The sequence below is a fragment of the Microbacterium sp. C5A9 genome, from assembly GCF_022627955.1.
Lineage (GTDB): Bacteria > Actinomycetota > Actinomycetes > Actinomycetales > Microbacteriaceae > Microbacterium.
In genome coordinates this window covers 358,144-375,764 of the sequence record NZ_JABXGD010000002.1, presented here as the reverse complement: position 1 = coordinate 375,764, position 17,621 = coordinate 358,144, and the positions used below count along the sequence as shown (strand labels likewise).

The following is a 17,621-nucleotide window of genomic DNA, read 5'->3' as shown; positions in this document are numbered from 1 at the left end:
CCGTCGTGAGGATCGAGCGCGCCGGCCTCCAGGACATCAGGGGGCTGGCGCGCGTCAAGTGGATCGACCGTTCCGGTGATCGACCGGACACAGAGGCGTTCGAATCGTTCGTCGATGAGTTCGCCGCGTGGTGGGAGTCCCATCAGTCCACGCACTCGGCCTTCGTGGCCCGCACCGATGACGGCACCATCGTCGGCGCGGCCTGGGCGGCGCTGCTCCCCCGGGTTCCGAGCCCCGGGGACTCCTCTCGCCTGTCGGCGGATATCCAGAGCGTCTTCGTGATGCCGGAGCACCGCGGCGAGGGCCTCGGAACGGCCCTCGTCGATGCGGCGAGCAGGCACGCCGAGAACGCCGGTGCACCGAGGATCACCGTGCACTCCAGCCCGCGGGCGATCCCGCTGTACCGGGGGCTGGGGTATGCCGCATCACCGAAGCTGCTTCAGCGCGTCAGTGAGTAATGAACGCTCGTCTGCTCCACAGATCGGTGTGATCGCCGCCGTGGCGGCGTCGAGCAGCGACCCCTGAGGCGGACTCCGGCGAGCTCTTCCCGAGTGTTCCGCCCCGGCGGACGCAGACGGCGCCGAGTCCGCAGAAGCCTCAGTTCAACGCATCCGGCCCTTCGGTGACGAGGATGTGGAACTGTGCGGCGTCGAGAACCCGGATCCCGAGTTCCTCGGCCTTGCCGAGCTTCGATCCTGCGCCCGGCCCCGCGGCGACGAAGTCGGTCTTCTTGGAGACGCTCGAGGCCGCCTTGCCGCCGGCCTTGATGATGGCCTCCTGCGCACCGTCACGGGTGTACCCGTCGAGAGATCCGGTCGCGACGATCGTGAGTCCGTCGAGCACACCCCCCTCGACGACGGCGGCGCCCGGTCCGGGGTGCCCCGGTGTCGCCCACTGCACTCCGGCGTCTGCCCACTGCCGCACGATCTCCTGGTGCCAGTCGACATCGAACCACGCGAGCAGGGAGTCCGCGATGATGCCGCCGACTCCTTCGACGGCCGCGAGTTCTTCGCGCGACGCCGCGCGGATCGCATCGAGCGACCCGAACCACTGCGCGAGCGCTCGGGCCGCGACCGGCCCGACGTGACGGATGTTCAGCGACACGAGAAGCCGCCAGAGATCCTTGGTCTTCGCCTTCTCGAGTTCCGCGAGAAGGGTGAGCGCCTGAGAGGAGGGCTGCGGCCCGTCGAGGCCGGACTTCTTCTCTGCGGCGGTGGGGTTGCGGCGGAACGGAGCGCGGGTCTTGACGAGACCGTCTTCGTCTTCCTTGGGCAGACCCGTCTCGGCGTCGCGCACGAAGAGCTCGATGGGCACGATCTGCTCGAGGGTCAGAGCGAACAGTCCTGCCTCGGTCTCGAGGGGCGGGACAACCGGAGACGTCGGCTGCGTCAGTGCCGCCGCCGTGACCTCGCCCAGCGCCTCGACGTCGAGCGCGCCGCGCGAACCGATGTGCTCGACGCGCCCACGCACCTGTGCGGGACACGACCTCGCGTTCGGGCAGCGGAGGTCGATGTCGCCCTCCTTCATCGGACGGAGGGCTGTGCCGCACTCGGGACATTCGGCCGGCATCACGAACTCGCGTTCGGAGCCGTCGCGCTTCTCGACCACCGGGCCGAGAACCTCGGGGATCACGTCGCCCGCCTTGCGCAGGACGACGGTGTCACCGATCAGCACGCCCTTCGCCTTCACGACGTCCTTGTTGTGCAGGGTCGCCTGCCTGACGACAGATCCGGCGACCTGCGCAGGGGCCATCACCGCGAACGGCGTCGCCCTGCCCGTGCGTCCGACGGAGACCACGATGTCGAGCAGCTTCGTCTGCACTTCTTCGGGCGGATACTTGTAGGCGATCGCCCAGCGCGGCGCACGACTCGTGGCGCCGAGCTCATCGTGCAGAGACAGCTCGTCGACCTTGACGACGATTCCGTCGAGCTCGTGCTCGATGTCGTGTCGATGCTCGCCGAAGTACTCGACGAACGCCACGACCTCGTCGACACTGGCGCAGACCTTCGTGTGCGGACTCGTGGGCAGACCCCACTCCGCCAGCAGGTCGTAGACCTGGCTCTGCGCCGCGACCGGCGGGTTCTCCCAGGCGCCGACGCCGTGTACGTAGAGGGCGAGCGACTCGATGCGGAGCATTCCCGCTTCGAGCTCGAGCCCGTCCTTCTTGTCGATCTGCTGACGCAGGCCCCCGCTCGCCGCATTGCGCGGATTGGCGAAGGAGGGGAACCGCCGTGCTGCGGCCGTCCGCGCCTTCTCCTCGTCGAAGGGCTTCTTCGCGCCGCCGCGAGCCTCCCAGCGTGCCAGCGCGTCGGCGTACGCGCGGTCTCGGAACGAGGCCTGCGCGGCATTGAGCCGCTCGAAGGCGGCCACCGGGATGAACACCTCGCCGCGCACCTCGACGATCGGCGGATGCCCCTCGCCGCTGAGTTCCAGGGGTATCTCGGGAAGACGCAGCGCGTTCTCCGTCACGATCTCGCCGACGCGCCCGTCGCCTCGCGTCGCCGCTGACGTCAGACGGCCGTTCTCGTAGCGGAGGTTGATCGCCAGGCCGTCGATCTTGAGCTCGGTGAGCCAGTCGACCTCTCTGCCCGCCGATGCGCGCGTCTTGGCCGCCCACTCACGAAGCTCGTCGATCGAGAAGACGTTGTCGAGGCTCAGCATCCGTTCGGCGTGCTCGATGGTGGCCAGCCCTGTCGCCTCTGCCGCTCCCACCATCTGCGTGGGCGAATCCTGACCCTGCAGCTCAGGGTGCAGACGCTCGAGCTCTTCGAGCCGGTGCATCCACCCGTCGTAGGTGGAGTCGTCGACGACGGACGTGTCGCGCCCGTAGTATGCGTCCTTCGCCTCGAGGATGCGAGTGGTCAGCTCGTCGGCTTCGATACGGGCGTCTTCCAGCGAGATGTTCTCCGGCACCCCGTCAGTCTACGAGCGGGCACCGACATCGCGACGCAGGCGCTACGCGTCGACGGGAACGGCCGAGACCGTGCGATCGATCGTGAACTGACCGAGCACGCGGGTACCCACATAGAGCACGGCGGTCTGCCCGGGGGCGACGCCGTTCAGAGGCTGTTCCGGCACGACTCGCACACCGTCAGACGAGACGAACGCCCGGGCGGCCTCAGGCTCGGCATGCGCGCGGATCTGCACCTCGCAGTCGAACTCGGACTCCACGGGGGCGGCCCCGGCCCAGCTGAACCGCTCGCCGGAGATCTCGCGGATCGCGAGCGCCTCCTTCGGACCGACGATGACCGTGTTGGAGACCGGGCGCACCTCCAGCACGAAGCGGGGCTTGCCGTCCGCCGCAGGGACGCCCAGCTTGAGTCCGCGACGCTGACCCACCGTGAACGCGTGCGCACCCTCGTGCGAGCCGACGACCTCCCCCGTGCGATCGAGGATCTCGCCGGTGGCCGTGCCGACCTTCTCCGCCAGCCAGCCGCGGGTGTCGCCGTCGGGGATGAAGCAGATGTCGTGGCTGTCGGGCTTCTGGGCGACGGTCAGCCCTCGCTCTGCCGCCTCGGCCCTGACGACCGCCTTCGACGGGGTCGTGCCGAGCGGGAAGTACGTGTGCGCCAGCTGCTCGGCCGTCAGCACGCCGAGGACGTAGGACTGATCCTTCGCGTTGTCAGCGGCCCGGTGCAGCTCGAGTCCCGCATCCGTGGGGATCAGCGTCGCGTAGTGCCCTGTGCACACGGCGTCGAAGCCGAGTTCGATGGCACGCTCGAGCAGCGCCGCGAACTTGATCTTCTCGTTGCACCGCATGCAGGGGTTCGGGGTGCGCCCCGCCTGGTACTCCGAGACGAAGTCGGCGATCACGTCTTCACGGAAGCGCTCGGAGAAGTCCCAGACGTAGAACGGGATGCCCAGCAGGTCGGCGGCCCGACGCGCGTCGAGGGCGTCCTCGATCGTGCAGCACCCGCGGCTCCCGGTGCGCAGGGTCCCGCCCGCCCGGGAGAGCGCGAGATGCACTCCGACGACGTCGTGTCCGGCATCGACCGCCCGCGCCGCCGCCACGGCGGAGTCCACTCCACCGCTCATGGCCGCAAGAATCCTCATGCATCCAGTCTACGAGCGACCGGCTGGACCGGAGCCGGATGCGCGTGCGCAGGCGTCCGCGATGGTGGCGAGCACGGCGTCCACGTCTCCCTCGGTGGATGTGCGTCCGAGCGAGAACCGCAGCACGCTGCGCGCATCCTGCTCGCTGCGTCCCATCGCCATGACCACATGCGACGGCTCCGCGACCCCCGCCTGGCACGCGGATCCGGTCGACGCGGCGATTCCCGCCATGTCGAGCAGGAAGAGCAGACTCTCCCCCACCGCACCGGGGAACAGGATGTGCGCGTTGCCGGGGAGCCTCTCGATGCGGTCGCCCAGGACCTCGGCGGTCGGAACACGGGCCAGGATGCCGTCGATGAGCCGATCGCGCATCGCACTCAGTCGGGTGCCCTCCGCCTCCCGTTCCGCGTCGGCGAGTTCCAGCGCCGTCGCGAACGCGGCCGCACCGGAGACGTCCTGGGTTCCCGCCCTCAGGCCCCGCTGCTGCGCGCCTCCGCGAAGAATCGCAGCAAGGCGAGCGGTGCGAGCGGTGACCAGAGCGCCGACACCGACGGGGGCGCCGACCTTGTGCCCCGCGACGCTCATCGCGACCAGCCCGACCGCGTCCGGGGCATCGGCTCTCAGCGTGCGGAACGACAGCGGCAGGTGACCGAGCGCGGACACCGCGTCGAGGTGCAGCGGGACGGCCGCCGATGCCGAGGCGGCCGCCAGCGCCGCCGCATCGTTGACCGTGCCCGCCTCGTTGTTGGCGACCAGCGCGGTGGCCAGCGCCGCACCGGGAAGTTGTGCGGCGAACTGTCGCTCGTCGATCGCCGCCGTGCGAAATACCGGAACAGCACGCAGCACCGCTCCGGCCGCGACGAGCGCCTCGACCGTGTCCATCGTCGCGTGGTGCTCGGCGTCCGGCATCACGATCGCATCCGTCCCCGCAGGCCGCGCCTGCCAGAGGCCCTGCAGCGCGAGGTTGATGGATTCGGTCCCGCCGGAGGTGAAGACGACCTCGATGGGATCGCACCCGAGCACAGCGGCAGAGCGCTCACGAGACTCCTCGAGCAGTCGCCGGGCGTCCTGTCCTGCGCCGTGCGTCGACGACGCGTTTCCGACGATCGCACTCGCCTCCAGCCACGCCTCGCGGGCCTCAGGACGCATCGGCGTCGTGGCGGCGTGATCGAGATAGTGCTGCATCCTTCCACTCTCCCCCATTTCCCGGCTCCGAGGTGCGCGTGGAACTGAGTGCGACGTGGTCTGGGACCAGAGCGCAGACCCCTATGGTGTATTCATGCCCGCGATCCGAGACATCACCGTGCCCGGCGGTACTGCACTCGACAACCTCGGCGTTCGCCTTCACGACGGCGTCGGAACCCTCCGCGTCTGGTCGCAGAACGCGTCGTCCATCGAGCTCGTCGTCTTCGACTCCACGGACCTGGACTGGGTGACCGATCAGGTCGACCTCGAACGCCTCCCCGGGGGCGTCTGGGAGGTCACCACCGACTTGCTGCAACCGGGTACGAGGTACGCCATCCGGGTGGGTGGCCCGCACGGACCCGGCAACACGTTCAACCCCGAGACGCTCCTGCTCGATCCCTACGCACGGGGTCTCGCCCAGGGCGACGGCTACGAGGAGTGGCGGTCCGTCGTCATCGTCGACGGCTTCGATTGGGGCGATTCGGTCAAACCACGCATCCCCCTCGATCGGACGGTCATCTACGAAGGGCATCTGAAGGGACTGACCAAGCGGCAGCCCGATGTCCCGCCCGCTCTGCACGGCACCTACGCCGGACTCGCCCATCCGGCGATGATCGAGTACTTCCACGAGCTGGGCATCACCTCGATCGAGCTTCTCCCCGTGCATGCCTTCGTTCCGGAACCCCGTCTTCTCGAGCGCGGCCTCACCAACTACTGGGGGTACAACACCCTCAACTTCTTCACACCCCACAACGCCTACGCGACCGAGGACGCGCGCAAGGGCGGCCCCGAAGCGGTGCTCGCCGAGTTCAAGGGCATGGTGCGGCTTTTGCACGAGGCAGGACTCGAGGTGATCCTCGACGTCGTGTACAACCACACCTCGGAGGAAGGACTCGGGGGGCCGCGATCGAGCCTTCGCGGCATCGACAACGCGAGCTACTACCGGCAGGACCCCTCTGGCGCCTACATCGACACGACCGGATGCGGCAACACGCTCGACACCTCCACGGATGCCGGGGCGCGTCTCGTGCTCGATTCGCTGCGCTACTGGGCCGAGGATATGCAGATCGACGGGTTCCGGTTCGATCTCGCGACCGCGATCGCGCGCGATGCCTCCCACACGTACACCCCCGAGCACCCCCTGCTCACGGCGATCGCGAACGATCCCGTCCTCCGGGATACGAAGCTCATCGCCGAGCCCTGGGATGTGGGTCTGGGCGGGTGGCAGACGGGCAACTTCCCGAAGGGGTGGTTGGAGTGGAACGACCGATACCGTGATCGCGTCCGCAACTTCTGGCTGAGCGACATCGACTACGCACGCCGAGCCTCCGCACCGGTCGGCATCGGCGGCTTCGCCACACGACTCGCGGGCTCGTCGAACACGTTCGCTGACGAGCGCGGCCCTCTCGCGAGCATCAACTTCGTGACGGCCCACGACGGCTTCACCCTGCACGACCTCGTGTCGTACGACGTCAAGCACAACGAGGCGAACGGCGAGCAGAACCGCGACGGGGCCGACATGAATCGCGCCTTCAACCACGGGATCGAGGGACCCACGGACGACCCCGCGATCCTCGCCGCTCGACGAAAGGCGATGCGCAACCTGCTGGGCACCCTCCTGCTGTCCGCAGGGATCCCGATGCTCACCGCGGGCGACGAGGTCGGGCGCACGCAGCGCGGGAACAACAACGCCTACGCGCAGGACTCGGCGATGACCTGGCTCGGCTGGGATCCGGAACCCTGGCAGGAGGATCTGCGTGCGCACGTGACGCGGCTGATCCACCTGCGCGCGGAGAACCCGGCGCTGCGCCCGAGCCGCTATGCGCGACTCGGCGAGCACATCCCCAACGCCTCCGTCATGGACTGGTTCGATCAGAACGGCGAGACGATGGAGAGCGAGCAGTGGACGGATCCCGGGAACCGCACGCTGCAGTACGTCGCCGCATCTACGCCCGACCGTGAGGCGGCCAACCGCATCCTCCTCATCGTGCACGGCACGGAATCGCCGATCGACGTGCGCCTGCCCGACGAACTCGAGGACGCGACCCGCTTCGTGTCGCTGTGGTCCAGCGCCGATGAGAGGCCGACGACCGAGGGCGAGACCTACGCCCCCGGCGACATCCTCCCCATCCCGGGCACATCCATGCGACTGTTCCGCGTGGAATGATGCGCGGCGCGCCGCAGCCGCCCGCCGCGCTACCCGGTGAGGTGCGGTCGCGGTACATTCGGGGGGTGGTCGCACGCACGAGCAACACCAGCCCGAAGGCTCTCCGGAGTCCCGCTCAGATCCCCCTGCGCCCCCTCGGCGCAGTGTCCGAGGGAAGACCCCTGCGGGCCACACGGATACCGCTGCTCCACGCGACGCCCGCGGTCCCGGGGGGATTCGCGCCGAAGGCCTTCGTGGGTGAGGTCGTCCCCTTCAGCGTGGTCGCCTTCCGGGAAGGGCATGACCTGATCGGCGTGCAGCTTCGGTTGACCTCTCCCGAGGGTGAGGAGTCTCTGCACCGCCTCGCACCGCGGCTCGACGGCACAGACAGATGGAGCGCCGAGATCGCCATCGATCTCCAGGGCGAGTGGACTTTCCGATTCGAGGCGTTCTCCGACGACTTCGCGACCTGGGCGCACGCCGCCGAGGTGAAGGTGGCCGCCGGGGTCGACGTCCCGGTGATGGCCGCGCTCGGGGCTGAGATCCTCACTCGTGCCGCGACCGAGAAGGACCGGCCGCTGTCGCAGCGCAAGCGTCTCAGCGCCGATGCCGCCTCGCTGTCGACCGGCGATGCCGCCATCACGACAGCTGTCTCCACCGATCCCGAGCTCGCCCGCTTCTTCGCCGACCGACCGCTGACGACCCTGCGTTCCGCGTCGGACGCGCACACGCTGCACGTCGAGCGGACTGCGGCCGGTGTCGGCGCCTGGTACGAGTTCTTCCCCCGGTCCGAAGGGGCGAAGCGCCTCAAGGACGGCACGATCAAGAGCGGCACGTTCCGCACCGCCGCCAGACGGCTGCCCGCCGTCGCCGCGATGGGCTTCGACGTCATCTACCTGGTTCCGATCCATCCCATCGGCTCGACGAACCGCAAGGGGCGCAACAACACCCTGGTCACCGAGCCCGGTGATCCCGGTTCGCCGTATGCGATCGGAGTGGCCGAGGGCGGTCACGATGCGATCCACCCCGAACTCGGCAAGCCGGCCGACTTCCGGGCCTTCGTACGCGCGGCACGTGCCGAGGGCCTCGAGGTGGCGCTCGACCTCGCCCTCCAGGCGTCGCCCGATCACCCCTGGGTCGCCGAGCACCCGGAGTGGTTCACGACGCTTCCCGACGGCACCATCGCATACGCCGAGAACCCGCCGAAGAAGTACCAGGACATCTACCCGCTGAACTTCGACAACGATCCGGAGGGGATCTACCAGGAGATGCTGCGCGTGGTGCAGCACTGGGTACGCGAAGGCGTCAAGATCTTCCGCGTCGACAATCCTCACACCAAGCCCCTGCAGTTCTGGGAGTGGCTGATCGCCACTGTGAACGCGGCCGATCCCGACGTGATCTTCCTCGCGGAGGCCTTCACCCGCCCCGCCGTCATGCGCGCGCTCGCCGCGGTCGGATTCCAGCAGAGCTACAGCTACTTCACGTGGCGCAACACGAAGGCCGAGCTCGAGGAGTTCCTCACCAGCGTGTCGCACGAGACGAGCGACTACATGCGCCCGAACCTGTTCGTGAACACCCACGACATCCTCACCGAGTACCTGCAGTTCGGCGGGCGCGCGGCGTACCGGATCCGTGCGTGCATCGGCGCCACGGCTGCACCGGTGTACGGCGTGTACGCGGGGTACGAGCTCTATGAGAACGTGGCCCGTCCCGGCTCCGAAGAGAACATCGACAACGAGAAGTACGAGTTCAAGTTCCGCGATTGGGAGGGCGCCGAAGCGGCGGGCGACTCGTTGGCCCCCCTCCTGCGCCGCCTGAACGAGATCCGACGAGCGCATCCTGCCCTCCGGCAGCTCCGCAACCTGTCGGTGCACTGGAGCGATGACGACGCGGTGCTGGTCTACAGCAAGCATCTCGATGCCGCCTTCACGGGCACCGGCACGTCCGACACCATCATCGTCGTGGCCAACGTCGATCCGCATTCGGTGCGCGAGACGACGGTCCATCTCGACACCACCCTGTGGGGTGTGGCACCCGGCGAGACGTTCGAGGTCGAGGACCTTCTCACCGGAGACGTCTGGACCTGGGCCGACCACAACTATGTGCGACTCGACGCGTTCGCCGAGCCGGTGCACATCCTGAAGGTGAGGGAACGAGCATGAGCTACGTCGAAGATGTGACCGCGTCGTCGGACTGGGCGGCGGTCGCCGCAGGAGAGCACCACGATCCGCATTCGGTGCTCGGCGCCCATCCGCACACCGATGCGACCGACCGCACGGTCACCGTCATCCGCGCTCGACGGCCGCTCGCCACCACGGTGGCCGCGGTCTTCCGCGACGGCACACGACTCGAGCTCCACCACACGGCGCACGGCATCTGGGAGGCGCAGCACGAGGGCGGGCCCGTCCCGTATCGCCTCGCGACCGCGTACGGAGAAGACGAGGAGACGATCAGCGAAGACCCGTACCGCCACGTCCCGACCCTCGGCGACATCGACCTGCATCTGATCGCCGAGGGGCGCCATGAGCGTCTCTGGGAGGTTCTCGGAGCACACCCGCGTGTCCACGACGGTGAGAACGGCGTGGCGTTCGCGGTCTGGGCACCGAACGCCACCGCGGTACGCGTCGTAGGCGACCACAACGGCTGGAACGGCGACGCGCACGCCATGCGGTCGATGGGTGTGAGCGGGATCTGGGAGCTGTTCATCCCCGGTGTCACGGTGGGAACCACATACAAGTTCGAGATCAGGACCCGCGACGGCGCGTGGATCTTCAAGGCCGACCCCATGGCGCAGGCGGCGCAGGTGCCGCCGGAGACCGCATCGGTGGTCGCGCAGTCCACCTACGCCTGGTCGGACGGCGCCTGGATGACCCGGCGCGCAGCCACGCATGCGGTGGCGCAGCCGCTGTCCGTCTATGAGGTGCACCTCGGATCCTGGCGCGCCGGTCTCGGCTATCGCGACGCGGCCGATCAGCTCATCGCCCATGTCACGGACGCCGGGTTCACGCACGTGGAGTTCATGCCTCTCGCCGAGCATCCGTTCGGGGGGTCCTGGGGCTATCAGGTCAGCGGCTACTACGCCCCGACCAGTCGCTTCGGAAGTCCTGACGACCTGAGGTACCTGATCGACCGCCTGCATCAGGCCGGCATCGGTGTGCTTTTGGACTGGGTACCGGGGCATTTCCCGAAGGATGCGTTCGCCCTCGCGAGGTTCGACGGGCAGCCGCTCTACGAGCACCCCGACCCTCGACGCGGCGAGCACCAGGACTGGGGCACGCTGATCTTCGATTACGGCCGCCCCGAAGTGCGCGGCTTCCTCGTCGCGAACGCGCTGTACTGGCTGCAGGAGTTCCATATCGACGGACTCCGCGTCGATGCGGTCGCATCGATGCTGTATCTCGACTACTCCCGCAACGACGGCGAGTGGGAACCGAACATCCATGGCGGGCGCGAGAATCTCGAAGCCATCCGCTTCCTCCAGGAGGTCAACGCCACCGCCTACCGTCTGCACCCCGGCGTTCTCATGATCGCCGAGGAGTCCACGAGCTTCCCCGGCGTCACCGCGCCGACGGACCACGCCGGACTCGGTTTCGGGTTCAAGTGGAACATGGGCTGGATGAACGACTCGCTGCAGTACATCGAACGGGATCCGGTGTACCGCGCCCATCACGAAGGCGAGATGACGTTCTCGTTCGTGTACGCGTTCGGAGAGAACTACCTGCTCCCCATCAGTCACGACGAGGTCGTGCACGGCAAGGGCAGCCTGCTGGCGAAGATGCCGGGAGATCATTGGCACAAGCTCGCGAACGTCCGAGCGTATCTCGCCTACATGTGGGGTCACCCCGGCAAGAAGCTCCTCTTCATGGGGCAGGAGTTCGGTCAGCTCGCGGAGTGGTCAGAGTCTCGCGAGCTCGACTGGTGGCTCCTCGAGCAGCCCTCGCACGCGCAACTGCAGGACTTCGTCGGACAGCTCAACCACACCTATCGCGCGCAGTCGCCCCTGTGGGAACGCGACAACGACGGCTCGTGCTTCTCACGTCTCGGTGCTCCCACCTGGGACCCGAACATCATCGCGTTCGAGCGTCGTGACGCCCACGGAGGCCGGGTCGTCGTCATCAGCAACTTCGCCGGGGTCGAGCGCACCGGCTACCGGCTGAGCCTTCCCCGTGAAGGGGTCTGGCACGAGATCCTCAACACGGACGCCGCAGAGTACGGGGGCCGCGGGTCAGGCAACCTCGGCATGGTCGTCGCGCGCAGTGGCGACGACGGCTCGGCGGTGTCGACCATCACACTGCCCGCTCTCTCGACGATCTGGCTGCGTCACGAGAGCGACCCGCACGTGCCGACGGTCAGCCACGGCTGACCGTCGGCACGCTGCTCAGAACAGGAGCGACGAGAGTCGATTGCGTGCGGACACCACACGCGGGTCGGCGGCTCCGATCACGCCGAACAGCTCGATGAGCCTCTCGCGCACCGGCGTGCGCTGCTCAGAGGGAAGCTGTGCGAACAGGTCGAGAAGACGGCCGAACGCATCGTCGACGTGACCGCCGGCGAGATCGAGGTCCGCGACGGCGAACTGGGCTTCGGGGTCGAGCGGAGCGGCCGCGGCAGCCGCCCGCGCCTCGTGCAGGTCGAGCTTCTGAACCCGATCGAGCAGACGCACCTGCCCCAGGCCAGCGATCGCATCCTCGTCGCGGGGATTCTCTGCCAACGCCTTCTCGTACGCGGCGATCGCGGCCGTGTAGTCACCGACCTCGATGGCAGCGAAGGCCTCGGCATGCAGCGGCGGCATGGGAGGCTCGGTCGGCGCATCCTCGCCTGCGGAGCCGTCGTCGCCAGCGACGGGAATCGTGCCGGTGACACCGTTCTGCGCGGCCAGCTGCAGGAGCTGTGCGAACACTTCGCGCACCTGCTGCTCGGGAACGGCACCGGTGAACATGGGAACCGGCTGCCCGGCGATCAGCGCGACCACCATCGGGATCGACTGGGCACGGAAGCCCTGCGCGAGCTGCGGATTCGCGTCCACGTCGACCTTCGCGAGCAGGACCTTGCCGCCGAGCTCACGCGTCACCTTCTCGATGATCGGGCTGAGCTGCTTGCACGGGCCACACCACTCCGCCCACAGATCGACGACCACGGGCACCGAACGAGAGATCTCGAGGATCTGCCCGAAGGTCTCGTCCGTGGCGTCGACCACGAGGTCGGGAACGGCGCCGCCTGCCGCGGGCGCGCCGGCGGCAGGCGGCGTCGGCCGGTTGCGCAGGGTGGAGAGGTCGACGGCGCCACGAAGGGCCGCAGGAGAGATATCGGTCACTTGAGCACCTCAGCGGAGAGAAGGTCCTGACGGACGGCCAGGAGTCGGATCTGTTCGGTCGATCCCTGAGCGGGGACCGAGAAGAACAGCTGGAACTCGTAACGGGTCGTGACGCCCTTGGCGGACTCCGTGACACCGGTCAGGGCCTTGACCTGGGCATTCTCACCGAAGCGGATGACCGCATCGGCCGAGGTGGGAGTCACGGTCTCGTTGTCGATGAGCGACACCGCCACGATGGCACCGCTGCCGAGTGTGGTCAGAGACACCGGAGCAGAGTCGGCCGGCGCGATGTCGAAGGCCGTCTGCGACGTCTCGGCGGCGCCGTTGTCCGCGAGGTTCTGCACCACGGCCTGTCGGCTGTCGCGGATCGACTTCGCGAGGTTCAGCGCCAGGTCGTCGAAGAGACCGTAGGCGGCGCTCTGCTCGCCGGCATCGACCACGTCGGCGAACGTCGCCGCGAGCTCTCCCGGCGGAACGCTGAGGAAGGCCGAGTCATCGGGCACGAGCGACGTGCCGAGCCACGCGGCTGCCACATCGGGGAACACGGCATCAGCGGACATCTCGGCCATGTTCGTGATCTTGTACGCCGACCACGGATCCTGCTGCGTCATCGTCAGGATGACAGGGGGAACGGTGTCGTCGCCCTCGCTCTTCGACAGCATGAGCACCGTGCGCGGCCAGCGATCCGTCGCTTCGGGAAGCACGACCTCGACGTCGTCCGTCGGGATGGCAGCCGGCGGAGTCGTCTCGGGCAGGGCTGTGCGAAGCGCATACTCCGTGGTCCGCGCGGTCAACGCCGGACCGTCGAGTCGAGTCCCTGCGAGGTCGATGTCCATCGCAGCATCGGCTTCACTGATCGTGGCCGTCGCATCCTGCAGGATCCGCTTCGCCTGAGCTTCGGTCACCGCCGGCGGCTTCTGGTTGTCCGGAGCGATCACCGTGGCGGTGGGCGTCGGAGTCGGAGTGCCCTCCCCGAACTGCGGCCAGGAGTCGGCGGAGCATCCGGTCGCGAGCAACGCCGTGAGTGCGATCGCCGGGACCGCGAACAGACGACGTCGCCGCGCAGGCGCGTGAGTGCGCATCTCGTTCGACCCTCCGTCGGACCGAGGGCGTGCCTCTTCCGTGTTCTCCGATTCCGACTGCGGCTCGTCTGCCTCGCCGGCATCGGGCGACGCCGACGAATCAGGGCCTTCGATCGCCGCGCGCTCCGCAGGCGGAAGCTGAGCGAGGTCGATCGGCTCGGTCACGGGAAGGGGTCCGGGACCCTTGCGTCGCGGTCCGCGACCACGACGCTGGTGACGGATGCCGAGCACGTAGAGGACGAGTCCGACGAGCAGCACCACTGCGCCTGCCGCCATGAGGGGGCCCGCGAGAGGAGTGGAGTTGTCGAGGGGCCACGACACCACGATGTCGTCGGGCGCAGCCTGGGTGCCGTCATAGGCGATCAGCACGCTGACACCCTCGGGGAGCTGAAGGTCGGTGATCAGAGAGTCCGTGTCGGAGAAGGAGTCGAGCCACAGGTCAGACCCTGCGGGGTTGCGACCTGCGGGCTCCGCGGCCTCGCCACCCTCCGGCGGGGTCTCGGCGGCAGCGCCGTCGGTCGGGGTCTCCTCAGGCGCCGGTGCAGCGGCGTCGGCCGTCGGCTCCACGAACTCCACGTCCAGCTCGCCGTCGGATCCGGCCGTGACGTGGTTGTAGTCCGTGTCCGAGAGCCAGGCCTCCATGTCGGCCGTTCGACCGTATGCCGCGAAGATGTCGCCGTCCCCGCGGATCAGAAGGGTCTGGGCTCCGGGGTTCTCCCGCAGCACGTCGCCGTCCATCAGCACGAAAGGCGCGGGTTCAGCGACGTCCACCGCGACCTTCTGGGTCGCCGGCCCTTGGAAAATGGTTCGCTGGGCGATGCCTGCACCGATCAGTCCCGCGGCCAGCACGAAGGCCACCACGGCCCATACGAAACGCACGAATAGTCTCCTCACGCGCCCTGGACGCTCGCCCGAGGCGCAACACTCGACATTTCAGACTATCGAAAATCACCTGTGTGTTGCCCACGAGGTGGTTCCGGAGCGCATGCGCGGCACGTCGTGGCGGCCCACGAAGGAGCCTGTCGATAGCCTTGCAGCATCCGCTTTTCCGAGGAGCCGTGATGAAGATCCACAACCCGTTCCGCACCGCGCTGGTGGCGACCCTCGGCGTGGGCCTCGGGATCCTGCTGATCGGGAGCGTCGAGAGCCTGTCCACCGTGCTGCTGTACGTCGGCACGGCACTGTTCCTCAGTCTCGGGCTGGATCCGCTCGTCACGTTTCTCGAACGCAGGAAGCTCCCGCGCTGGCTCGCCGTCCTGATCACGATCGTGGCCGTGCTGGGTGTGTTCGCCGGGGTCGTGCTCATCGTGCTTCCGGTGCTCGTCGACCAGATCTCCCAGCTGATCGTGCAGATCACCGCCATCGTCCAGCGCGGGACGATCCTCCCCGACCTGCGCGAGTGGATGATCGACACCTTCCCGAATCTCAAGGTCGACGAGGTCTTCGCCTACGTCGCCAACTGGCTCGAGACCAATGTCGCTCAGATCGGCGGATCGATCGGGCAGGGCGTGCTCGCCGTCAGCGGCGCGGTGGTCAGCGGGCTCTTCGGTGCCTTCATCGTCCTGATCCTGACGATCTACCTCACCGCCTCGACGCCGTCGCTCAAGCGCGCTGTCTATCAGCTGGCACCGGCATCCAAGCGCGACCGCTTCATCGACCTGGCCGAGCAGATCACCGATTCCGTCGGCTACTACGTCATGGGCCAGGTGTCACAGGGTGTGATCAACGGTGTGCTGAGCATGATCTTCCTCACGATCATCGACGCCCCGTTCCCGGCGGTCCTCGCCGTGATCGCATTCTTCTTCTCGCTGATCCCCCTGGTCGGCACGCTCACCGGTTCGACGATCATCGTGCTCGTCTGCCTGATCCCCGGGCTCGGATCGCCGGCGATCGCCATCACCGCGGGCATCTACTACTTGATCTACATGCAGATCGAGGCGTACATCATCTCGCCGAGGATCATGAGCCGCGCGGTCTCGGTGCCCGGCGCAGTCGTCGTCGTGGCAGCTCTCGCGGGCGGGAGCCTGCTCGGTCTCCTCGGCGCGCTCATCGCGATCCCCGTGGCCGCCAGCATCCTGATCATCTACCGTCAGGTGCTGATCCCGCGGATGAACGAGCTCTAGTCCGCCGGCCAGGTGGTGGGAAGCGGAAGAGCGGCAGGATTGACCGCTGCGACGATCTCCGTCAGGACGCGACGCGTCTGCGTCTCCCCCACCCACAGGTGCTTGCCGCCATCGACCCCGATGAGTGTCGCGTGCGGAATCGACGCGAACCGGGTGCGGGCTTCGTCCGGGCGCAGGTAGTCGTCGAGTTCCGGCACGAGGATGACGACCTTCGTTCCGGCGTCGGCCCATGCGGCGACGTCGGCGTCTGTCGCGCGGTGCAGAGGGGGCGAGAGGAGGATGATGCCCTCGATCTCGTGCTCGCGACCGTACTTGAGCGCGAGCTCCGTTCCGAACGACCATCCGACGAGCCACGGGCGCGGCAGACCACGCTCGCGCACGAAGTCCATCGCCGCGGCGACGTCGAACTGCTCGGCCGCTCCCCCGTCGAATTCGCCCTCGCTCGTGCCCCGCGGCGAACTCGTCCCTCGGGTGTTGAACCGGAGCACCGCGAGATCCGCGGTGGCAGGGAGCCGAGCAGCGGCCTTGCGGAGGATGTGCGAGTCCATGAACCCCCCGGCCGTGGGCAGCGGGTGGAGCGTGACCAGCGTCGCGACCGGAGCCGTCGACTCGGGCACGGCGAGCTCTCCGACGAGAGTGAGCTCGTCGGCGGTCATCAGTTCGATGTTCTCGCGCCTCGCCGGCAGCTCGAGGGGTCCTCGGATCTCGATGCTCACGCCATCCTCCAACAGTGTGTGTGCCAATGCCTGCGCGCCGCCAGATCCGCCGCGTCTCCGAGCACCCCGTCCGCGCGCCACGCGACGAGGTGAGCGGTTCCGGGATCGATCATGTGGCTGCAGCCGGGGCAGCTGTACTCCTTCTGAGCCTGCGCGGCGGAAACCGGCTGCACGGTCCACTCGACACCGCGGCGCACCTCGGTGCGCTTCCAGGAGGCGAGCAGGCGTTCGAGGGAGTCCTCGGAGTCAGGGCGCGTCTGACGGCGGCGATGTGAGCGGGGCATGACCGCCGCTCACCACCAGTGGTTCTTCGTCCAGAACGCGTGCGCGCCGGCCCAGCTGCCATAGCGTCCGGTGGCGTAGCCCGTCGCCCAGCGGAGGTTGTCGACCGGGTCGTACCCGTTGCCGGGCACCTTGCTGCAGGGCAGCGCCTGGACGAGTCCGCACGCCCCCGAGGACTTGTTCGTCGCGTTCGGGTTCCAGCCGCTCTCGCGAGAGACGATGTAGTCGACGTAGCCCCAGTCGCCCTCGGCGATGCCCGCCGCGGACATCCATTCCGCCGGCGCACCTCCGCCGGTGTAGAACAGCGGTCCGCCCCCTCCGCCGCTCCCCGGCGACGAGGACGAGGGCGACTTCTCGGTCGGAGTCGGCGTCGGCGTGGGTGTCGGCGTCACATAGACGGTGAATGTCCCGCGCTGGACCGGTGCGATCGCCGCGCCGTCCGACGTGACGGTGAGGTTCTGCGTGTCGGCGAGAGCCAGCGAGTAGGCGGACTCCGGTGCCGCCTCCTCGGGCTGCTGCGCCAGAGCGACACCCGTGGGAGCCACCATGGCGGCGGCGAATCCGATGACGGCCAGAGAGCTCACGACACCGGCGGCCGCTCGCTTCCGCGATCCCTTGCGCGCGGAAACAGCCGCCGCGGTGCGGACCGGCGTCACGTCTTGTCGCTTCAGGGTCATGTCGTCTCGGGGGTTCACGATAGAGAAAGTCTACCGGGTGAGC

Annotated in this window: 13 protein-coding genes; 5 read left to right on the top strand and 8 right to left on the bottom strand. The window is 68.2% G+C overall.

Annotated elements, in window-relative coordinates; translation table 11 throughout:
* The first annotated feature begins 5 nt into the window (after positions 1-5).
* Complete coding sequence (locus tag HWD99_RS05015) at positions 6-458, top strand: GNAT family N-acetyltransferase (RefSeq protein ID WP_241795140.1); 453 nt, start codon at positions 6-8, stop codon at positions 456-458.
* A gap of 139 nt (positions 459-597) precedes the next feature.
* Here the strand turns inward: HWD99_RS05015 and ligA are convergent, their stop codons facing one another.
* From ligA to HWD99_RS05000, 3 genes are read right to left on the bottom strand one after another with little or no spacing between them, the layout of a single operon-like run.
* Entirely contained in the window at positions 598-2,913 is a 2,316-nt protein-coding gene (ligA, locus tag HWD99_RS05010) for an NAD-dependent DNA ligase LigA (protein ID WP_241795139.1), read from the bottom strand.
* Between the two features lie 42 nt (positions 2,914-2,955).
* Complete coding sequence (gene mnmA / locus HWD99_RS05005; RefSeq protein WP_241795138.1) at positions 2,956-4,053, bottom strand: tRNA 2-thiouridine(34) synthase MnmA; 1,098 nt, start codon at positions 4,051-4,053, stop codon at positions 2,956-2,958.
* Positions 4,054-4,062: 9 nt separating this feature from the next.
* The gene (locus tag HWD99_RS05000; RefSeq protein ID WP_241795137.1) at positions 4,063-5,238 is read right to left on the bottom strand and encodes a cysteine desulfurase family protein; all 1,176 of its coding nucleotides are present in this window, start codon (positions 5,236-5,238) and stop codon (positions 4,063-4,065) included.
* A 94-nt stretch (positions 5,239-5,332) separates the two neighbouring features.
* Here HWD99_RS05000 and glgX point away from each other — a divergent pair, with 94 nt between their 5' ends.
* From glgX to glgB, 3 genes are read left to right on the top strand one after another with little or no spacing between them, the layout of a single operon-like run.
* Positions 5,333-7,405: a glycogen debranching protein GlgX gene (gene glgX, locus HWD99_RS04995; RefSeq protein ID WP_241795136.1), complete on the top strand. Its 2,073-nt coding sequence runs from the start codon at positions 5,333-5,335 to the stop codon at positions 7,403-7,405.
* Entirely contained in the window at positions 7,402-9,546 is a 2,145-nt protein-coding gene (locus HWD99_RS04990) for an alpha-1,4-glucan--maltose-1-phosphate maltosyltransferase (RefSeq protein WP_374205449.1), read from the top strand. Before glgX ends, HWD99_RS04990 begins: the two co-directional genes overlap by 4 nt.
* Entirely contained in the window at positions 9,543-11,747 is a 2,205-nt protein-coding gene (gene glgB, locus HWD99_RS04985; RefSeq protein WP_241795135.1) for a 1,4-alpha-glucan branching protein GlgB, read from the top strand. Before HWD99_RS04990 ends, glgB begins: the two co-directional genes overlap by 4 nt.
* Positions 11,748-11,762: 15 nt before the next feature.
* Here glgB and HWD99_RS04980 read toward each other — a convergent pair whose 3' ends face one another.
* Together HWD99_RS04980 and HWD99_RS04975 are read right to left on the bottom strand one after the other, a co-directional pair.
* The gene (locus HWD99_RS04980) at positions 11,763-12,698 is read right to left on the bottom strand and encodes a tetratricopeptide repeat protein (protein WP_241795134.1); all 936 of its coding nucleotides are present in this window, start codon (positions 12,696-12,698) and stop codon (positions 11,763-11,765) included.
* Positions 12,695-14,659 (bottom strand): glycosyl transferase, encoded by a 1,965-nt coding sequence (locus tag HWD99_RS04975; protein ID WP_241795133.1) that lies wholly within the window; start codon positions 14,657-14,659, stop codon positions 12,695-12,697. Before HWD99_RS04975 ends, HWD99_RS04980 begins: the two co-directional genes overlap by 4 nt.
* 182 nt (positions 14,660-14,841) lie before the next feature.
* Here HWD99_RS04975 and HWD99_RS04970 point away from each other — a divergent pair, with 182 nt between their 5' ends.
* Positions 14,842-15,903: an AI-2E family transporter gene (locus HWD99_RS04970; RefSeq protein WP_194763798.1), complete on the top strand. Its 1,062-nt coding sequence runs from the start codon at positions 14,842-14,844 to the stop codon at positions 15,901-15,903.
* Here the strand turns inward: HWD99_RS04970 and HWD99_RS04965 are convergent.
* Genes HWD99_RS04965 through HWD99_RS04955 form a run of 3 tightly spaced genes read right to left on the bottom strand, consistent with a single transcriptional unit; the run spans position 15,900 to position 17,596 of the window.
* Positions 15,900-16,613, bottom strand: coding sequence for an alpha/beta hydrolase (locus HWD99_RS04965; RefSeq protein ID WP_241795435.1), 714 nt, complete (start codon positions 16,611-16,613; stop codon positions 15,900-15,902). The genes HWD99_RS04970 and HWD99_RS04965 overlap by 4 nt on opposite strands.
* A gap of 2 nt (positions 16,614-16,615) precedes the next feature.
* A complete protein-coding gene (locus tag HWD99_RS04960; protein WP_241795132.1) occupies positions 16,616-16,903 on the bottom strand; it encodes a hypothetical protein in 288 nt (95 codons plus the stop codon).
* Positions 16,904-16,912: 9 nt separating this feature from the next.
* Positions 16,913-17,596: a transglycosylase SLT domain-containing protein gene (locus HWD99_RS04955; protein ID WP_241795131.1), complete on the bottom strand. Its 684-nt coding sequence runs from the start codon at positions 17,594-17,596 to the stop codon at positions 16,913-16,915.
* Positions 17,597-17,621: the final 25 nt, after the last annotated feature.

Coding starts and splice junctions, on each gene's coding strand:
- glgX (WP_241795136.1), top strand. CDS start 5,333: ATGCCCGCGATCCGAGACATCACCGTGCCCGGCGGTACTGCACTCGAC.
- HWD99_RS04970 (WP_194763798.1), top strand. CDS start 14,842: ATGAAGATCCACAACCCGTTCCGCACCGCGCTGGTGGCGACCCTCGGC.
- HWD99_RS05000 (WP_241795137.1), bottom strand. CDS start 5,238: ATGCAGCACTATCTCGATCACGCCGCCACGACGCCGATGCGTCCTGAG.
- HWD99_RS04960 (WP_241795132.1), bottom strand. CDS start 16,903: ATGCCCCGCTCACATCGCCGCCGTCAGACGCGCCCTGACTCCGAGGAC.
- HWD99_RS04990 (WP_374205449.1), top strand. CDS start 7,402: ATGATGCGCGGCGCGCCGCAGCCGCCCGCCGCGCTACCCGGTGAGGTG.
- glgB (WP_241795135.1), top strand. CDS start 9,543: ATGAGCTACGTCGAAGATGTGACCGCGTCGTCGGACTGGGCGGCGGTC.
- mnmA (WP_241795138.1), bottom strand. CDS start 4,053: ATGAGGATTCTTGCGGCCATGAGCGGTGGAGTGGACTCCGCCGTGGCG.